Raw genomic sequence first — 17589 nt, 5'->3', positions numbered from 1 at the left:
GGCCGAGCCTACCGACTGGGTGCGACACCTGGCATGCACGTATTCACGCGTGCTCCCGCAGGCATCCGGTCCGTTGGCTCGCGCAGTCCCGCCCACCGGACCGACCGCGGGTGGTGTCGGTCTTCGTGGGCGCCAGCCCGTGGCCTTAACGTGCAGCCATGACCGAACTGCTGGTGCGCGATGTCCGGCCCGTGGCCCTGGACCGCACCTCAACCGACCAGGCCCCGGGGACCGAGCCCGTCGACATACTCATCCAGGACGGCGTCGTGGCGGCGATCGCGCCCGACCTGCCTGCCGCGGGCGTGCCCGAGCTCGCCGGCGCGGGTCGCTGGGTGGTCCCCGGCCTGTGGGACCAGCACGTCCACATGATCCAGTGGGCCCTGGTGCGCTCCCGGCTCGACCTGTCGGGCACCGGCGGGGTGGACGAGGCGGTGGAGCGGGTGCGCCGCGCCCTGGCAGCGAGCGCAACAGGGGAGGCGTCGGCGGCTGGCTCTGGCATCGCCGCCCCACTGATCGGCTGGGGGCACCGCACGGCCGGGTGGGCACGCCAGCCCACGGTGGCCGACCTGGACGCAGTCTCCCCGGGACGCCCGATCGTGCTGATCAGCGGTGACGGGCACCACGGCTGGCTCAACTCCGCCGCCCTGCACCTCCTGGCGTGCCCACCGCGGGAGGGCGTCGTCGCCGAGAACGAGTGGTTCGACGCCTACGACCGTCTCGGTGACCTGCCCGGCGCGGCCGACCTGGCCGAGGCCGCGGTGCTGGAGGCGATCACCGCCGCCCGGGCGCAGGGTGTGGTGGGCATCGTCGACCTGGAGTTCAGCCCCGCCTGGGACCTGTGGCCCGGCCGGCTCGCCGCGCGCGGGCCGTTTCGGGTGCGCACCGGTGCCTATGCCAGTCGCCTGGAGGAGATCATCGAGCGGGGGTGGCGGACCGGCACCCCGCTGCCCGGGACCGACGGCTGGGCGCAGATGGGGCCGTTGAAGGTCATCTCCGACGGATCGCTCAACACCCGCACAGCGTGGTGCTGCGACCCCTATGCCGACTCCGCGGACCTCGCCGACGTCCACGGCCTGCCCAACTTCACCCAGGAGGAGCTGACCCGGCTGGTCGACCGGGCGCGTGAGCACGGGCTGGAGACGGCGCTGCACGCGATCGGCGACCGTGCCGTCCGCCAGGCGCTCGAGGTCTTTCGGGTCACCGGGGCCACCGGCTCGATCGAGCACGCCCAGCTCGTCAACCCGGCCGACCTGCCTCACTGGTCCGGCCTGCCGGTGCGGGCCAGCATCCAGCCGGCGCACCTGATCGACGACCGGGACGCCACCGAGCGGCTCTGGCCGGACCGCACCCGCCACGCCTTCGCCTACCGGCCGCTGCTGGAGGCAGGGATCCCGCTCGCTCTGGGCTCCGATGCCCCCGTCGCCCCGCTGGACCCGTGGCTGGCCATGGCCGCGGCGGTCTGGCGTGGCAGTCCAGAGGGCGACGCGTGGCACCCGGAGCTCTCCCTGACCCCCGCCGAGGCGCTGGCCGCCTCCGTCGACGGGCGCCGACTGACCGTCGGGCAGCCCGGTGACCTGGTGCTCCTGGACACCGACCCGTATGCCGAGGGTGGGCTGCCCGGTGCCCCTCCCGACGGCGAGCGCGCGGGTGAGCAGGCACGGGTGCTGCGCGAGATGAGCGTGGCGGCGACCGTCATCGGCGGCCACCTGGTGCACGGAAACGTGGTTGCGTGACACCCCAGGACAGGAGTCGCGGTGAGGGCCGGCACCCCGGCGCGGGGATCGATGCACGGCTGGCGCAGGTCCGCGAGGGTGTCAAGCGGGTGAGCCCGGACCAGTTGCCGGCGCTGTGGGAGGCCGGCGCCATCGTGATCGACACCCGCACCGAGGCCCAGCGGGCGGAGCAGGGCGAGCTGCCGGGGGCCATCGTGATCGACCGCACCGTCCTGGAGTGGCGCCTCGACCCGCAGTCGATCACCTGCATCCCGGAGGTGACCGACTACCAGCAGGTCATCGTGGTGGTGTGCCGCCAGGGTTGCAGCTCGAGCCTGGCTGCCGCCAGCCTGCGCTCCGTGGGCTTAACCAACGCCACCGACCTCGTCGGCGGGGTCGAGGCCTGGGTCGCGGCCGGGCACCCGGTCGACGCCGGACCAGCAGACATCCGTCGCTGACGGATCCCGGCACAGAACCCCGCCCGGGCCTCGTTACGATGGAGGTCAGATCGCTGCCCGTCGATGTCGCTGGAGGACCCTCATGACTGCGCCCACCGAACCCACCACCTCAGGTGGCCCCACCGTGTCGGTCATCGTCGGTGGTGCCCGCACCCCGATGGGACGCATGTCCGGTGGTCTCAAGGACTTCTCCGGTGCTGACCTGGGTGGCTTCGCGATCAAGGGGGCCCTGGAGCGGGCCGGTGTCACCGGCGACCAGGTGGACTACGTGATCATGGGCCAGGTCCTCACCGCCGGCGCCGGGCAGATCCCCGCCCGGCAGGCCGCAGTCAAGGGCGGCATCCCGATGGACGTGCCGGCCCTGACCGTCAACAAGGTCTGCCTGTCTGGGCTGGACGCCATCGCGCTGGCCGACCAGCTCATCCGCGCCGGGGAGTTCGACGTCATCGTCGCCGGCGGCCAGGAGTCCATGACCAACGCCCCGCACCTGCTGGAGAAGAGCCGCGCGGGCTTCAAGTACGGCGACGTCACGATGCGTGACCACATGGCCCACGACGGCCTGTGGGACGCCTTCACCGACCAGTCGATGGGCAACCTGACCGAGGACGCCAACACCGCGGACGCTGAGTTCAGCCGCGAGGAGCAGGACGCCTTCTCCGCGCGCAGCCACCAGCTGGCCGCACAGGCGTGGGAGGCCGGCGTCTTCGACGAGGAGGTCGTGAGCGTCCCGGTGCCGCAGCGCAAGGGCGACCCGATCGAGTTCCGCACCGACGAGGGCATCCGCGCCGAGACGACCACTGAGTCTCTCGGCAAGCTCCGTCCTGCCTTCTCCCAGGACGGCACGATCACCGCCGGCAGCGCCTCGCAGATCTCCGACGGTGCCGCCGCGGTCGTCGTGATGAGCAAGGCCAAGGCACAGGAGCTCGGCCTGTCCTGGATCGCCGAGATCGGCGCCCACGGCGTCGTCGCCGGCCCCGACTCCTCGCTGCAGAGCCAGCCGGGCAACGCCATCCTCGCCGCCTGCAAGAAGGAGGGCATCGAGCCCGCCGACCTCGACGTCGTCGAGATCAACGAGGCCTTCGCTGCGGTCGGCCTGGCCGCCACCAAGCAGCTGGGCCTGGACCCCGAGCGGGTCAACCCCCATGGCGGCGCGATCGCGCTGGGCCACCCGATCGGTATGTCGGGTGCGCGCCTCGTCCTGACCCTCGCCCTCGAGCTGGGTCGCCGCGGCGGCGGCACCGGCGCCGCGGCCCTGTGTGGCGGTGGCGGTCAGGGTGACGCCCTGATCGTGCGGGTGCCCACCCAGGACTGAGCTCGTCCTCAGCCGGGCGGTGGTGCCACGAGCTCGGCCGGGACGAGCTCAACCTCGAACGGGCGCTGCAGGCGCAGTCGCTCCGAGCCGTGGGCCTCGCCCGCGCTGACATAGCGGCCCGCCGCGAGGTCCAGCGCGAGCACCGAGGGCTCCTCGGGATCGACCAGCCAGTAGGACTGCACGCCAGTGTCCTCATACTTGGAGCGCTTGAGCACCAGGTCCTTGCGCCGGGTCGAGGGCGAGAGCACCTCAACGGCCAGGACGAGCGGCACGGTGATGTTCTTGACAGCGACGTCCTCAGTGCGGACAACGAGCAGGTCCGGCTGCAGTGACGTCTGCACGTCAGGGCGCCAGTCCACCGGAGAGAAGAACACCTCGAGCCCGGGCGGGCAGGCCTGACGCAGCACCAGGTGAAGGTTGCCGACGGCTCGATGGTGCAGGAGCACCGGGGCGGGGGTCACGACGAGCAACCCGTCGAGCAGTTCATACTGCAGGCCGTCGTCGGGCAGGCGGTCGAGGTCATCGACCGTCCACTCCTCGCCTGTCCGCGGCATGGCCGTCATGACACCCATCGTCCACCCCTCGACCTCTCTTGTCACGAGGAGCGTCTCGGCCATGGCCAACTGTCCGACCCTGCCGCTAGGTTAGGAACATGGCTGAGGAGGAGTCGGCATACCTGATCCGTCCCCCGAGCGCCGACGACGTCGAGGCGCTGGGTGCGCTGCACTGCCGGGTGTGGCAGGAGGCCTATGTCGGGCTGATGGACGAGGAGTCGTTCGCGGCTCTGACGCCGCACCGTTTCGCCCAGGGCTGGGGGCGCCGTCTCGTGCCCGAGGAGTCGGGCGAGGCGGGGCCCAACCTGTTGCAGGACGGGCGCAGCGCCCGGGGTGAGCAGGTCGCGGTGGCCGAGCACGGCGGGCAGCTGGTCGGCTTCATCAGTGTCGGTCCGGCCCGGGAGGACGACGGGCCGACCGACACCCAGTTGTGGGCGATCAATGTGGTCGCCGAGCACTATGGCACCGGGGTGGCGCAGGCCCTGTTGGATGAGGTCCTGGGTGACCGCCCGGCATACCTGTGGGTGGCCGACGGCAACGACCGGGCGATCCGGTTCTATCAGCGCAACGGGTTCCGGCTTGACGGCGCCACGGCGACGGACCGGGAGGACGGGCTGGTCGAGACGCGGATGGTCCGGAGCTAGGGCGACGTGGGGGAGTTCTTCGACGCGCAGGAGGGTGGGCCGCTGCGGCTTGAGCTGCGCAGCATCGACGGACGCGACTTCACGCTGCTGCGCCAGATCGGCTTCCGCAGCGACCACTATGCGGAGTGCTTCGTGGTGCCTGCTGATCTGCGGCGTTTTATGACCGATCTGGCCTCCGTCCCGGCGCTGTTCACCTGGCTGGTGCCCAAGAGCGGGGACTTCCTGCCTGCTGCGGTGCTGCACGATGCCCTGGTCCGGCCCGGTGCCTTCCTGGGTCCCGACACCGACCGCGACGGTCAGCCGTTTGCCCGGCCCGAGGCAGATCGGATCTTTCGGGAGGCGATGATCGGGCTGGGCACCGGGCGGGTCCGGGCGTGGTTGATGTGGTCGGCGGTCAGCATGAGCACCATGTGGCACTCGGGGAAGGCCTGGACCCGGGCGGTGCTGATCGGGCTGCTGGGCACGGTGACCGTGCTGGGGGTGCTGGCCACCCTGGACTTTTTCAACGTGATCGATCTGGTGCCCTGGATGGGCGGCCAGGACACACCGTGGTGGCAGAAGCTGCTGGGCGGCGCCGTGGGAGCCGTCGTGATCCCGGCTGTGCTCGGTGCGTCGTGGGGCAGGCTGTGGCGGGCCGGGGTGATCACCGGCGTGGCGCTGGCGTTCCTGCTGCACGTGACCGTCGTGCTGGCCCTGCTGGTCGGGGCCTACCGCGTCGTGGAGCGGATCGTCAGCGGACCGGCCAACCATGAGGGGGTCCGCGTCGAGGACAAGGCCAGGGCGGAGCAGCGGGTCCGGCTGGACCGGGTGCCCGCCGACGAGGAGTGAGCACTCCGCATCGGGGGCAGCCGTGAGGGGTGCGTCACACCGAATTGGTGCTCGGGGGCGGGATTACCAGCCAGAACTGGGCGTTACCTGAGTTCGGCGGATTAGGTGTTACTCACCATCAAAGGTTTACCATTTCGTTATGAAGCTGTCCCGCCCTGCCCTCGCCCTCGCCCTCTCGGCCTCGCTGCTGCTGTCTGCCTGCAGCGGCTCGGAGGACCCCGACGAGAGCACTGACCCCACCTCCAGCTCCGCCGACGACGGCGTCTCCACCGACGACTCCGCCTCGGCCACCGGCGGTGACGACGCGAGCACGACCGGCGACACCGGCGTCTCCACCGGCGACGCGGGCGAGGCCACCTCGGCTCCCGGCGACGCGGCCCAGACCACCGACGACGGCAAGATCACCGCGCCCGCCGAGGGTGCTGGCGTCATCTCCGTCGAGGAAGCCGAGGAGATCGCAGCCACCCTGATGCGGCAGGCCGGCGACTCCCAGAACGCCGACCCCGAGGAGGCGGCGGAGCTCAACGAGAAGACCTTCGTCGGCTCCGAGTTGCGGGCGGCCGAGGCCGCGACCGCGCTGCGCGAGGTCGGCATCGACCCGATCATCGACTATCACCCGACCAACCCCAACGTGCTGGCGATCAGCCGTGAGGACGGGGAGTCCCCGGCCTTCATCGTCGTGCAGTCCGTCCCCGAGTCCGGGCTCCCCGAGCTGCACCTGCTGGTCAGCGAGGACGACGGTGAGACCTGGAAGATCGGCTGGAGCGCACCCATGCTCGCCGGCACGGAGGTGCCCACCTTCGACCCCCGCTCCGAGGGGTCGCCGGTGCTGCGCGAGGGCAAGGGAGACCTGAACTGGTCCCCGAGCCAGGTCGTCGACCAGCTCTTCGTGATCCTGGACTTCCCGTTCGCCGAGGACCGGCCGGACTTCCGCACCAACGACTACGGTCCGCAGGTGCGCAAGGCCGCCGAGCAGCAGGCCGCCGAGGTCGCCGACCAGGCCACGCTGACCCAGGAGCACGACCTGCGCACGGGCACGCTGCGCACCATCGAGCTCGCCGACGGGTCCGCGATCACCTTCCCGGTCCTCCGGAGGACCAGCACGTTTGACGTGAAGTCCGGCACCTACCTGGAGGCCCCCGCGGCCTTTGCCCACCTGTCTGGTGAGGACGTGATCAACAACAGCGCCAAGATGACGACCGACGTCTTCCTGGCGGTGCACATCAAGACCGAGGGCGACCCCGTCGTGATCGCCGCCCGTGAGCAGGTCGTCCGCTCCGACGGCAGCTGATCACCACCCACTGCACCACAGGTATGCCGCACCCCCAGTCCTGACTGGCGGTGCGGCATACCTCTCTGTGTGGTCACCGAGGTGCCGCGGGGGAGTGGATTCCGTGATGACCATCTGCCGGGTGACAATAGGGACATGACACAGCCCAGCCCTCAGTCGCTCAATGCCGCCCTGCGCGGCGCCGTCGACCTCTCGGCACTGTCCCGGCCGCGTCAGCAGGCGCCAGCTGGGCGTCCGGGGGCTCAGCCGGGGGCCCCCGGTGCTCAACCAGGTGGCCCTGGTGGTGCAGCTGGCGGTGCTCCGACTGGTGGTGCTCCGACTGGTGGAGCTGCCGCCGGTGGCGACGGGGTCCTGGTCCACGCGACGGATGAGTCCTTCGCGACGGTCGTCAACGGCAGCATGGCCGTGCCGGCTGTGCTGGTCCTCTACACCGATCAGATCCCCGAGTCTGCTCAGTTCGTCCAGACGCTGGCCGATGAGGCGGTGGCCCAGGAGGGTCGCTTCCGGGTGGTCGCGGTCGAGATCGCCGGCAGCCCTGGGGTGGTGCAGGCCCTCTCCCCAGTGCTCCAGGAGGCCTTCGGCCAGGTCAGCGCCCTGCCCGTCGTGGTCGGACTCCTGCAGGGACAGCCGGTGCCGTTCTTCCTCGGCGTCCAGCCCATCGAGCAGGTGCGTGCGCTGCTGGAGCAGTTCCTCTCGGCGGCCGTGGCCAACGGTGTCACCGGACGCGTCGAGAACGTGGGCGGTGCTCCCGCTGGAGACGAGGGCGAGGAGCCGCAGATCCCCGCGCTGCACCAGGAGGCCTACGACGCGATCGACCGGGGCGACCTGGACGCCGCGGCCCAGGCCTATCAGCAGGCGCTGCAGGACAACCCCAAGGACGAGGACGCCCGACTGGGCCTCGGACAGGTCGAGCTGCTCCGACGCACCACGGGGCTCGACCTTCACGCCGTGCGGGCTGCCGCCGCCGCTGACCCCTCCGACGTGCAGGCCCAGCTCCAGGCCTCGGACCTGGACCTGGTCGGCGGGCACGTCGAGGATGCCTTCCTGCGCCTGATTGATCTGGTCAAGCGCACCGCGGGCGACGAGCGCAACACCGTCCGCCAGCACCTGCTCGGTCAGTTCGAGGTCATCGGCGGGACCGACCCGCGCGTGGTGAAGGCCCGCGGGTCGCTGATGAGCGCGCTCTTCTAGGCACGCCGGACTACCCGCGCCGCACGCACCAACTGCGCCGACGTCTGCGGCATCGTCTTAGAGCCGGATATGTCTCTTCGAGCCTGTTGCAACCGGCTCGAAGAGACACAACCGGCTGTAAGACGCCGAACCACTGGCACTGAGACGCAAGGGTGCCCAAGAACGCTCAGCTGGTGAGAGCGGTCACGAGACGTCGGATGCCTAGACCGCTCAGCTGGTGAGAGCGGTCACGAGACGTCGGATGCCTAGACCGCTCAGCTGGTGAGGGCGGCGTCCACGAGCGCCTGGGCCTCCTGCTGCACCTGCGCGAGGTGGTCGGGGCCCTGGAAGGACTCGGCATAGATCTTGTAGACGTCCTCGGTGCCGGATGGCCGTGCGGCGAACCAGGCGCTCTTGGTCTGCACCTTCAGCCCGCCGATCGCGGCGCCGTTGCCGGGGGCCTCGGTCAGGATCGCGGTGATTTCCTCGCCGGCCAGGGAGGTCGCCGTGACATCGGCCGGGCTGAGAGCCTTGAGCTTGGCCTTCTGCTCCCGGTTGGCGGGGGCGTCGATCCGGGCATAGGCCGGGTCGCCGTGCTCGGCGACCAGCTCGGCATAGCGCTGCGAGGGTGACTTGCCGGTGACGGCCTGGATCTCCGCGGCCAGCAGAGCCAGGATGATGCCGTCCTTGTCCGTGGACCACACTGAGCAGTCCCGGGTCAGGAAGGAGGCGCCGGCTGACTCCTCACCACCGAAGCCGATCGAGCCGTCCAGCAGTCCGGGCACGAACCACTTGAAGCCCACCGGCACCTCCACGAGCTCGCGTCCCACACCCTCGGCGACCCGGTCGATCATCGAGGAGGACACCAGCGTCTTGCCGATCGCGGCGGTGCTGGGCCAGTTGGGGCGACCTCCGCCATACAGGTAGTCGATGGCGACGGCCAGGTAGTGGTTGGGGTTCATCAGGCCGCCGTCGGGCGTGACGATGCCGTGGCGGTCGGCGTCCGCGTCGTTGCCGGTGCTGATCTGGAAGGCATCCTTGTTGGCGATCAGACTGGCCATCGCGTTGGGCGAGGAGCAGTCCATCCGGATCTTGCCGTCCCAGTCCAGCGTCATGAAACGCCAGGTCGGGTCCACCAGCGGGTTGATGACCGTCAGGTCCAGGTTGTGGGCCTGGGCGATCGCGCCCCAGTAGTCCACGGCCGCACCGCCCAGCGGATCGGCGCCGATCTTGATGCCGGCCTCACGGATCGCGTCGAGATCGATCACCTCCGGCAGGGCGGCGACATAGGTGCCCATGAAGTCGAACTCCTCGGCGACCTCGCGGGCCTGCGCGAAGGGCACCCGGCGCACGCCGTCGAGCCCGGCACGGAGCAGCTCGTTGGCGCGGTCGGCGATCCACCCGGTGGCGTCGGTGTCGGCAGGGCCACCGTGGGGCGGGTTGTACTTGAAGCCGCCGTCCCGCGGCGGGTTGTGCGAGGGCGTGACGACGATGCCGTCGGCCTGCGCCGCTGGGTCGCCGGCGTTGGCGCGCAGGATCGCGACGCTCACCGCCGGGGTGGGGGTGTAGCGGTCGGCGCTGTCGACCATCACGTCGACCCCGTTGGCCACCAGCACCTCCAGCGCGCTGGCCCACGCCGGCTCGGAAAGGGCATGGGTGTCCCGGCCGATGAACAGCGGCCCCTCGGTGCCCTGGGCCGCGCGGTACTCACAGATCGCTTGCGTCGTTGCCAGGATGTGCGCCTCGTTGAAGGCCGTGTCGAGCGCGCTGCCGCGGTGACCGGAGGTGCCGAAGGCGACCTGCTGGTCGATCTGCTCCGGGTCCGGCTGGCGCGTGTAGTAGGCCGTCACGAGGTGGGCGACGTCGATCAGGTCCTCGGTCTGCGCGGGTTGCCCCGCGCGGGGGTGCGTGCTCACGGCTCCTCCTGGGGAGTGTGGTTGGCGGCGATGTCGGAGTCGTCGGCGGGTTCGGTGAGTTCAGCGGCCCGGCCCTCCGGCGTCAGCCAGAGCACGCCCAGCGGCGGCAGGGTGAGGGTCACCGAGTGGGCCTGCCCCTGGTGGGGCTGGTCGGTGCTCTGGACGCTGCCCAGGTTGCCGACCCCCGAGCCGCCGTAGGTGTGCGCGTCGGTGTTGATCAGCTCGCGCCAGCTGCCCGGGCGGGGCACGCCGACCCGGACCTCCCGGGGCGAGCCGGAGAAGTTAGCTGCCGCCACGAGAACAGGACGGTCCCCCGCAGGTGACTCGCCGCCATACCGGATGAAGCTGAAGGTGTTGCCGCGGGCGTCGTCGGCGTCCAGCCACTGAAAGCCCGAGCTCTTGTGGTCCAGCTCCCACAGGGCAGGAGTGTCGCGGTAGGTCAGGTTGAGGTCGCGCACGAGGTGCTGGACCCCGACGTGCGCCGGTTGGTCCAGCAGCCACCAGTCCAGGCTGCGCCCGTCCGCCCACTCGCCGATCTGGGCGAACTCCTGGCCCATGAACAGCAGTTGCTTGCCCGGGTGGGCCCACATGAACGCCAGGTAGGCGCGCAGGCTGGCGAGCTGCTGCCAGCGGTCGTTGCCACCCATCTTGCGGACCAGCGAGCCCTTGCCGTGCACGACCTCGTCGTGGCTGATCGGCAGGACGAACTGCTCGGAGAAGGCATACATCAGCGAGAAGGTCATCTGGTGGTGGTGGTACTGGCGGTGGACCGGCTGGTGCTTGATGTAGTCCAGCGAGTCGTGCATCCAGCCCATGTTCCACTTGAAGCCGAAGCCCAGCCCACCGCTCGAGGTGGACCGGGTGACCCCGGGCCAGGACGTCGACTCCTCGGCGATGATGACGACACCGGGGCTGCGCCGGTAGGCCGTGGCGTTGGTCTCCTGCAGCAGCGCGACGGCCTCGAGGTGCTCCCGCCCGCCGTACTTGTTGGGCAACCACTCACCCTCGTTGCGCGAGTAGTCCAGGTAGAGCATGGAGGCGACCCCGTCCACGCGCAGGCCGTCGGCGTGGAACTCCTCCAGCCAGAACAGCGCGTTGGCGACCAGGAAGTTGCGCACCTGCGGGCGACCGAAGTCGAAGATGTAGGAGCCCCACTCGTTCTGCCACCCGCGGCGCGGGTCCGGGTGCTCATAGATCGGGGTCCCGTCGAAGCGGGCAAGTGCCCACGGGTCCGTCGCGAAGTGACCGGGCACCCAGTCCAGGATCACGCCGATGCCAGCCTGGTGCAGCCGGTCGATCAGATAGCGCAGGTCGTCGGGGGAGCCGAAGCGTGAGTCGGCCGCGTAGTAGCCGGTCACGTGGTAACCCCACGACGGGGCGTAGGGGTGCTGCATCACCGGCATCAGCTCCACGTGCGTGAAGCCCATCTGGCTGACGTAGCTGGTCAGCTGCTCTGCCAGGTCGCGGTAGGAGGCCCCCTGGCGCCAGGAGCCCAGGTGCACCTCATAGATGCTCATCGGGCCGGTGTGCGGGTCACGCTCGGCGCGCTGACGCATCCAGTCCGCGTCCTGCCACTCGTGCCAGCTGTGCGACACGACCGAGGCCGAGCTCGGAGGCTGCTCGGCGGCGCGGGCCATCGGGTCGGCCTTGAGGCGGCGGTGCCCGTCGGGGCCGGTGATGTCGAACTTGTAGCGGTTGCCCTCCCAGACGCCCGGCACGAAGATCTCCCAGACGCCGCTCTCGCCCAGGACACGCATCGGGTGCGCGGTGTTGTCCCACTGGTTGAAGTCGCCGACCACGTGCACCCCGCGGGCATTGGGTGCCCACACCGCAAAGCTGGTGCCGCGCACCTGACCCATCGGTCCGTCATACGTGCGCAGGTGGGCGCCCAGGACGGTCCAGAGCTGCTCGTGACGTCCCTCGCCGATCAGGTGTCGGTCCATCTCGCCCAGCGTGGGCAGGAAGCGGTAGGGGTCGTCCTGGAGGTGGCCCACGCCGTCACCCCAGGAGACCTCGAGCCGGTAGTCGGGGATGTCCGGACGCGCCAGCACCGCGGTCCAGATGCCGTGCGTCTCGTGGCGCATGGGGTGGCGCTCGCCGCCCTGCGTCACCACGGTGACCGACTCGGCCAGCGGCCGCAGGGTCCGGACCGTGATGCCGCCGTCGTGCGGGTGTGCGCCCAGCACCGAGTGCGGGTCGCGGTGCAGCCCCCGCATGAGCCGCTCCACCTCGTGCCCGTCGAGCGGTTTCTCTCCAATTTTTGGAGGGGTTTTGTCGGCCTCCCGCGTATTTTTGGAGGGGTTTTGCTCCTCGGATGACCCGGTGGTGTCGGGCTGGCCCGTGGCGACCTGGGGTTCCTGGGGGGTGTCGCTGGCACCAGCGGCCAAGCCACCGAGGGGCGCCCGGTCGTCAGACTCTGCGCTCGGGGTGCTGTTGTTGTCACCGGCGGTTGAGCCTGAGGACGCCACATCGTGCGCTCGGTCGGGGGAGGGGGAGGAGCCGATGAGGGCGCGGACGGCGGCGACCGGGATGCCGATCCAGGCGGGGCGGTTGCGGGCCTCGTAGACGACCTCGTAGAGCGCCTTGCCCAGCTCGAGGGCGGCCAGCACGGGAGCCGAGGCGTCCAGGTCGACGCCGGACTCGCCGACATAGCCCTCCAGGAAGGCGGCCCGAGTGGATCGTGCCCAGCTGGCCCGGTCCAGGTCGGCGTCCTGGGCGATCGACCCGGCGGCGTAGTCGAAGGAGCGCAGCATGCCGGCCACGTCGCGCAGTGCCAGGTCGGGCAGGGAGCGCTCGTGCAGCGGCCGCAGCGGCTCGCCCTCGAAGTCGACCAGCACCCACCCGCGGTCCGGCACGTCGAGCACCTGGCCCAGGTGATAGTCGCCGTGGATGCGTTGTAGCACAGGCCAGTCCACGTCATCGGCTGCGGACAGCACGGCGGAGATCTGCTCGTCGTCCGCGGCCAGTTCCGGGGCCGCCTCGACCGCACGCTGCTGCCACTCGCGCAGCCCGTCCACCAGAGCGCCGCGGCGCTGCGGGGTGAGCTCCTCGGTCCCGAAGGCCTCGCGGAGCGTGGCGTGCACCTGAGCCGTCGCGACACCCAGCTCACGGGCCCGGTCGGAGAAGTCGCTCTCCTCGCGGGCCGCGACCAGGACGGTGCGCCAGGCATCCTGCACCCCGGGCAGGAACTCCTGCGCATAGGCGAGGTGGCCCTGCGCCGTCGACCCGTCGGTGTCGTGCCAGGTGCCGGTGACCCAGCCGACCGGCTGCGGCACCAGGGTGCTGCCGGCCTCGGCGAGCGCGCTCTGCACCGCCACGTCGGGGTTCTCCCCGGAGTGCAGCACCCGGAAGACCTTGATGATCACCGGCGCGGACTGACCCGGCTCACCGGTCTCGACGATGATCGAGGTGTTGGACTGCTCGCCGACCAGGACGGCGCTGCGCCGCACGACCGGGCGGGGCCCGGCCGCCCGGACCGTGGTGGCGTCGCCGGTCAGGACGGTGCCGTCCTCGCCGGGGGCACTCGACCCGGAGTGCATCAGGTCGGCCAGGGCCTGCACATAGGCCGGGTCGTGGCAGCCGTCATAGATCCAGCGCTGACCCAGCTCGCTGTGCTCGGTCGTAGCCACCAGGGCGGTGTGCAGCTCGGGGGCAGCCTGCCCGCGGGAGGTGAGCGGCACGTGATAGGTGACCGGCTCGGGACCGGACTCATCGACCACCAGGTGCACCTCGACGCCGACCTCACCAGCCGGGTCCTGGAGCTGATAACCGCCGACGCGGCGCAGCAACGGGGTGCGTCCCTTGCCGGTGAACCAGCGCTGGGAGGCGACCCAGCCGGGCAGGAACTCGGAGAAGGCGGGCGACAGCGTGGTCATTCATGCTCCTTCGGGAGTCAGACCGAGCCAGAAGAAGTCCTGCGAGCCCAGTGTCAGATGGATCATGCCCTCGTCGTCGACGTCGGGGAAGCCCGTGCCGCCGAACAGGTCGACGGTGAGCGCCCCGCCCAGCTCCGGGGGCAGCTTGATGCGAGCCGCCTGCGGCTTGGCCGCCAGGTTGTTGACGCACAGGACGCCGCGCCGACCCTCGACCTCCAGCTCGGGGCGCTCCCCGTCCGGACCGGCTGGGGCCGTGGGGACCACCCGGGTGAAGGCCAGCACAGCAGGGTTGTCCGCCTCGCACAGGGTGAACTCACCGATCCCGAAGACCTCGTGCCGCGAGCGGACCTGGAGCATTCCTCGGACCCAGTGCAGCAGTGAGGAACCGGTGGCCATCTGCGCCTCCACGTTCACCGCGCCGTGGTGATAGACCAGGCTGGAGATCACCGGCAGATAGAGCTTGCCGGGGTCCGCCGTGGAGAAGCCGGCGTTGCGGTCCGGGGTCCACTGCATCGGGGTGCGGACGGCGTCGCGGTCGGTGAGCCAGATGTTGTCCCCCATGCCGATCTCGTCGCCGTAGTAGAGGCACGGTGAGCCGGGCAGGCTCAGCAGCAGGGCGTTGATCAGCTCGATCTCCTGCCGGGAGTTGTCCAGCAGTGGTGCGAGCCGGCGCCGGATGCCGATGTTGGCGCGCATCCGCGGGTCGGGGGCATACCAGCCGTACATCGCGGAGCGTTCCTCCCCGGAGACCATCTCCAGGGTCAGCTCGTCGTGGTTGCGCAGGAAGGTGCCCCACTGGGTGCCCTCCGGGATGGCGGGCGTCTCGTTCATCACCCGGATGATCGACTCGGCCTTCTCCTCCCGCAGCGCGTAGTAGAGCCGCGGCATCACCGGGAAGTGGAAGCACATGTGGCACTCGGGCGCCTCGGGGGTGCCGAAGTAGTCCACCACCTCCGAGGGCATCTGGTTGGCCTCGGCGAGCAGGACCCGACCGGGATACTCCTCGTCCACCATGGTCCGCAGCCGGGCGAGGAACTCATGGGTGCGCGGCAGGTTCTCGCAGTTGGTGCCCTCCTCCTCGAACAGGTAGGGCACGGCGTCCAGGCGGAAGCCGTCGATGCCCATGTCCATCCAGAACCGGACGACGTCGAACATCGCCTCCTGCACGGCCTCGTTCTCAAAGTTGAGGTCCGGCTGGTGGCTGAAGAAGCGGTGCCAGTAGAACTGCCGGCGGACGCTGTCGAAGGACCAGTTGGACACCTCGGTGTCGACGAAAATGATGCGCGCGTCGGCATACTTGTCGTCGGTGTCCGACCAGACGTAGAAGTCGCCGTAGGGCCCGTCCGGCTCGGCCCGGGACGCCTGGAACCAGGCGTGCTGGTCGGAGGTGTGGTTCATCACCAGGTCGGTGATGATGCGTATGCCGCGCGCGTGCGCCTGGGAGATGAGCTCCTGGAACTCCGGCAGGGTGCCGAACTCGGGAAGGACGGCGGTGTAGTCGGCCACGTCGTAGCCGCCGTCCCGCAGCGGGGAGGCATAGAACGGTGGCAGCCACAGGCAGTCGACACCGAGCCACTGCAGATAGTCCAGCCGGTTGATCAGGCCGCTGAAGTCACCCGAGCCCGACCCGGTGGAGTCGTCGAAGGCGCGCACCAGCACCTCATAGAAGACGGCCTTCTTGAACCAGTCGGGGTCGTGCTTGAGCCCCGGCTGCTGGAGGTTGAGGCCCCGCATCAGAACTTCCGCACCTGGATGATGTGGACGGGCAGCCCGCCCGGTCCCAGCTGGACGAAGTTGGCTGCGCCCCAGTGCCACTGCTGGCCGGTGAGCAGGTCGTTGGCCACGAAGCCGTCGCCCCAGCCCAGGCCGATGGAGGGCATGTTGAGGTGGATCGTGGTGCCGCGGGAGGCGTGCGGGTCCAGGTTGGCGACCACGATGATCTCGTCGGCGTCGGACCCGTCGTGGGCCCCGCCGCCGCGCTTGGAGAAGACCAGGAAGTTCTCGTCCTCAGCAGCGTGGAAGGTGATGTTGCGGATCCAGTGCAGGGCCGGGTGCTCACGCCGGATCTGGTTGAGCCGCTTCAGGAAGGGCGCCAGGTTGGGGCGGCCGTGCGCCTCGTCCCGCCCGCCGTGCTCGGTGTCCAGGTCCCAGCGCCGGTTCTTGAACTCATACTTCTCGTTGTCGATCTGCTCCTCGGCGCCGGGCCGGGCCACGTGCTCGCAGTGCTCGTAGCCGGCGTAGATCCCGTAGGTGGGGACCAGCGTGGCCGCCAGCGCCGCCCGCAGCTGGAAGACGGTCGGGCCGCCATACTGCATGTAGGGCGTGAGGATGTCGTGGGTCGTCGGCCAGAACGAGGGCCGCATGTAGGTGGCGGCCTTGCCGGACAGCTCCTGGACGTACTCGCGCAGCTCCGCAGCCTCGTTGCGCCAGGCGTAGTAGGTGTAGGACTGTTGGAAGCCGACCTTGGCCAGGGTGTGCATCATGGCCGGCTTGGTGAACGCCTCGGCGAGCCAGATCACCTCCGGGTGATCGATCGCCACGTCGGCGATCAGCCACTGCCAGAACTCCACCGGCTTGGTGTGCGGGTTGTCGACCCGGAAGAGCTTGACCCCGTGGTCGATCCACACCTGCACGACCCGGCGCACCTCGGCATAGATCGTCTCGGGGGCGTTGTCGAAGTTGATCGGATAGATGTCCTGGTACTTCTTCGGCGGGTTCTCCGCGTAGGCGATGGTGCCGTCGGCGCGGGTGGTGAAGAACTCCGGGTGCTCGCTCGCCCAGGGGTGGTCGGGGGCTGCCTGCAGTGCCAGGTCCATCGCCACCTCGAGGCCGAGCTCGCCCGCGCGGGCCACGAAGGCGTCGAAGTCGTCGAAGTCACCCAGCTCGGGGTGCAGCGCGTCGTGCCCGCCCTCCTGGGCGCCGATCGCGTAGGGCGAGCCGGGGTCGTGCTCACCGGCGGTCAGGGTGTTGTTGGGACCCTTGCGGTTGACCCGGCCGATCGGGTGCACCGGGGTGAGATAGACGACGTCAAATCCCATGTCGGCGATCGCCGGCAACCGCTCCTGGGCGGTCGCGAAGGTGCCGGACGTCCACAGCCCGGTCTCGGGATCCTGGGTGGCCCCCTCGGAGCGGGGGAAGATCTCATACCAGGCTCCGTGCAGGGCGAGGGTGCGCTCCACCCACCACGTGTAGTCCTGGCTGGGGCTGACCTTGTCTCGCAGCGGGGCGCTGGTGAGCAGCTCACGCAGGGCGGTGCCGGCACCCAGCCGCTCCGGGACCGGCCGCTGGTCGTCGCGCAGTATGCCGATCGCCTGGGTCAGCGCCTCGTGGTCACCCTCGGAGCGAGTCACCTCGTCGCGGGCCCGCTCCAGCACCCGGGCGCCCTCCTCGAGCATCAGCTCGACGTCGACCCCCGCCTCGATCTTGATGATCGCGTCGTGGTGCCACGTCGCATAGGGGTCCGACCAGCCCTCCACGCGATAGCTCCAGATGCCCTCGCGGTTGGCGAAGATGGTGGTGCCCCAGTGGTCCAGGCCCGGGTTGAGCAGGTGCATCCGCACGTGGTGTTCGACGCCGTCCGGGTCGGTCAGCACCACGGTGGCGTTGACCTTGTCGTGCCCCTCCCGGAAGACCGTGGCGGTGATCGCGAACAGTTCGTTGACGACGGACTTGGTGGGGCGCGCGCCGCCGTCGACGGCAGGACTCACCTCCTGCACGGGGATCCGCCCGATGGGGCGCTGACCCACGAGGTCGAGGACGGACGGGGTGCTCTGGCCGTTACCTGGTGTCTCGGTCACGCTGCAGACGCTACCGGTCCCGCCGGGGGAGT

Annotated in this window: 12 protein-coding genes; 7 read left to right on the top strand and 5 right to left on the bottom strand. The window is 70.2% G+C overall.

The features are described 5' to 3' along the window. The first annotated feature begins 158 nt into the window (after nucleotides 1-158). The 3 genes from FNH13_RS16020 (at nucleotide 159) to FNH13_RS16010 (ending at nucleotide 3482) form a co-directional block, all read left to right on the top strand. Entirely contained in the window at nucleotides 159-1733 is a 1575-nt protein-coding gene (locus FNH13_RS16020; RefSeq protein WP_143784375.1) for an amidohydrolase, read from the top strand. Then, a complete protein-coding gene (locus FNH13_RS16015; RefSeq protein ID WP_143784374.1) occupies nucleotides 1730-2170 on the top strand; it encodes a rhodanese-like domain-containing protein in 441 nt (146 codons plus the stop codon). Before FNH13_RS16020 ends, FNH13_RS16015 begins: the two co-directional genes overlap by 4 nt. Before the next feature lie 82 nt (nucleotides 2171-2252). Next, a complete protein-coding gene (locus tag FNH13_RS16010) occupies nucleotides 2253-3482 on the top strand; it encodes an acetyl-CoA C-acetyltransferase (RefSeq protein ID WP_143784373.1) in 1230 nt (409 codons plus the stop codon). An 8-nt stretch (nucleotides 3483-3490) separates the two neighbouring features. Here the strand turns inward: FNH13_RS16010 and FNH13_RS16005 are convergent, their stop codons facing one another. Beyond that, nucleotides 3491-4099, bottom strand: a complete 609-nt coding sequence (locus FNH13_RS16005; RefSeq protein ID WP_143784372.1) for a Uma2 family endonuclease — start codon at nucleotides 4097-4099, stop codon at nucleotides 3491-3493. Between the two features lie 35 nt (nucleotides 4100-4134). Here FNH13_RS16005 and FNH13_RS16000 point away from each other — a divergent pair, with 35 nt between their 5' ends. The 4 genes from FNH13_RS16000 to FNH13_RS15985 all read left to right on the top strand — a co-directional run bounded on the left by FNH13_RS16000 (nucleotide 4135) and on the right by FNH13_RS15985 (nucleotide 7990). After that, nucleotides 4135-4680, top strand: a complete 546-nt coding sequence (locus FNH13_RS16000; protein ID WP_143784371.1) for a GNAT family N-acetyltransferase — start codon at nucleotides 4135-4137, stop codon at nucleotides 4678-4680. A gap of 6 nt (nucleotides 4681-4686) precedes the next feature. After that, nucleotides 4687-5508, top strand: coding sequence for a DUF1353 domain-containing protein (locus FNH13_RS15995; RefSeq protein ID WP_143784370.1), 822 nt, complete (start codon nucleotides 4687-4689; stop codon nucleotides 5506-5508). A 139-nt stretch (nucleotides 5509-5647) separates the two neighbouring features. After that, entirely contained in the window at nucleotides 5648-6799 is a 1152-nt protein-coding gene (locus tag FNH13_RS15990) for a hypothetical protein (RefSeq protein ID WP_143784369.1), read from the top strand. 135 nt (nucleotides 6800-6934) lie between these two features. Further along, entirely contained in the window at nucleotides 6935-7990 is a 1056-nt protein-coding gene (locus FNH13_RS15985; protein ID WP_143784368.1) for a co-chaperone YbbN, read from the top strand. A gap of 254 nt (nucleotides 7991-8244) precedes the next feature. On the opposite strand, the gene pgm is transcribed toward FNH13_RS15985, so the two are convergent. The 4 genes from pgm to FNH13_RS15965 are packed head-to-tail and all read right to left on the bottom strand — an operon-like array spanning nucleotide 8245 to nucleotide 17557. After that, entirely contained in the window at nucleotides 8245-9885 is a 1641-nt protein-coding gene (gene pgm, locus FNH13_RS15980; RefSeq protein ID WP_143784367.1) for a phosphoglucomutase (alpha-D-glucose-1,6-bisphosphate-dependent), read from the bottom strand. Continuing rightward, complete coding sequence (glgB, locus tag FNH13_RS15975) at nucleotides 9882-13760, bottom strand: 1,4-alpha-glucan branching protein GlgB (protein WP_143784366.1); 3879 nt, start codon at nucleotides 13758-13760, stop codon at nucleotides 9882-9884. Before glgB ends, pgm begins: the two co-directional genes overlap by 4 nt. After that, entirely contained in the window at nucleotides 13761-15494 is a 1734-nt protein-coding gene (treS, locus tag FNH13_RS15970; RefSeq protein WP_143784365.1) for a maltose alpha-D-glucosyltransferase, read from the bottom strand. Further along, a complete protein-coding gene (locus tag FNH13_RS15965; RefSeq protein WP_228266446.1) occupies nucleotides 15494-17557 on the bottom strand; it encodes an alpha-1,4-glucan--maltose-1-phosphate maltosyltransferase in 2064 nt (687 codons plus the stop codon). Before FNH13_RS15965 ends, treS begins: the two co-directional genes overlap by 1 nt. Nucleotides 17558-17589: the final 32 nt, after the last annotated feature.

Origin of the sequence: Ornithinimicrobium ciconiae, from assembly GCF_007197575.1 — a bacterium.
In the GTDB taxonomy this organism is placed as follows: domain Bacteria; phylum Actinomycetota; class Actinomycetes; order Actinomycetales; family Dermatophilaceae; genus Ornithinicoccus; species Ornithinicoccus ciconiae.
This window is presented reverse-complemented; position numbering and strand designations above follow the sequence as displayed.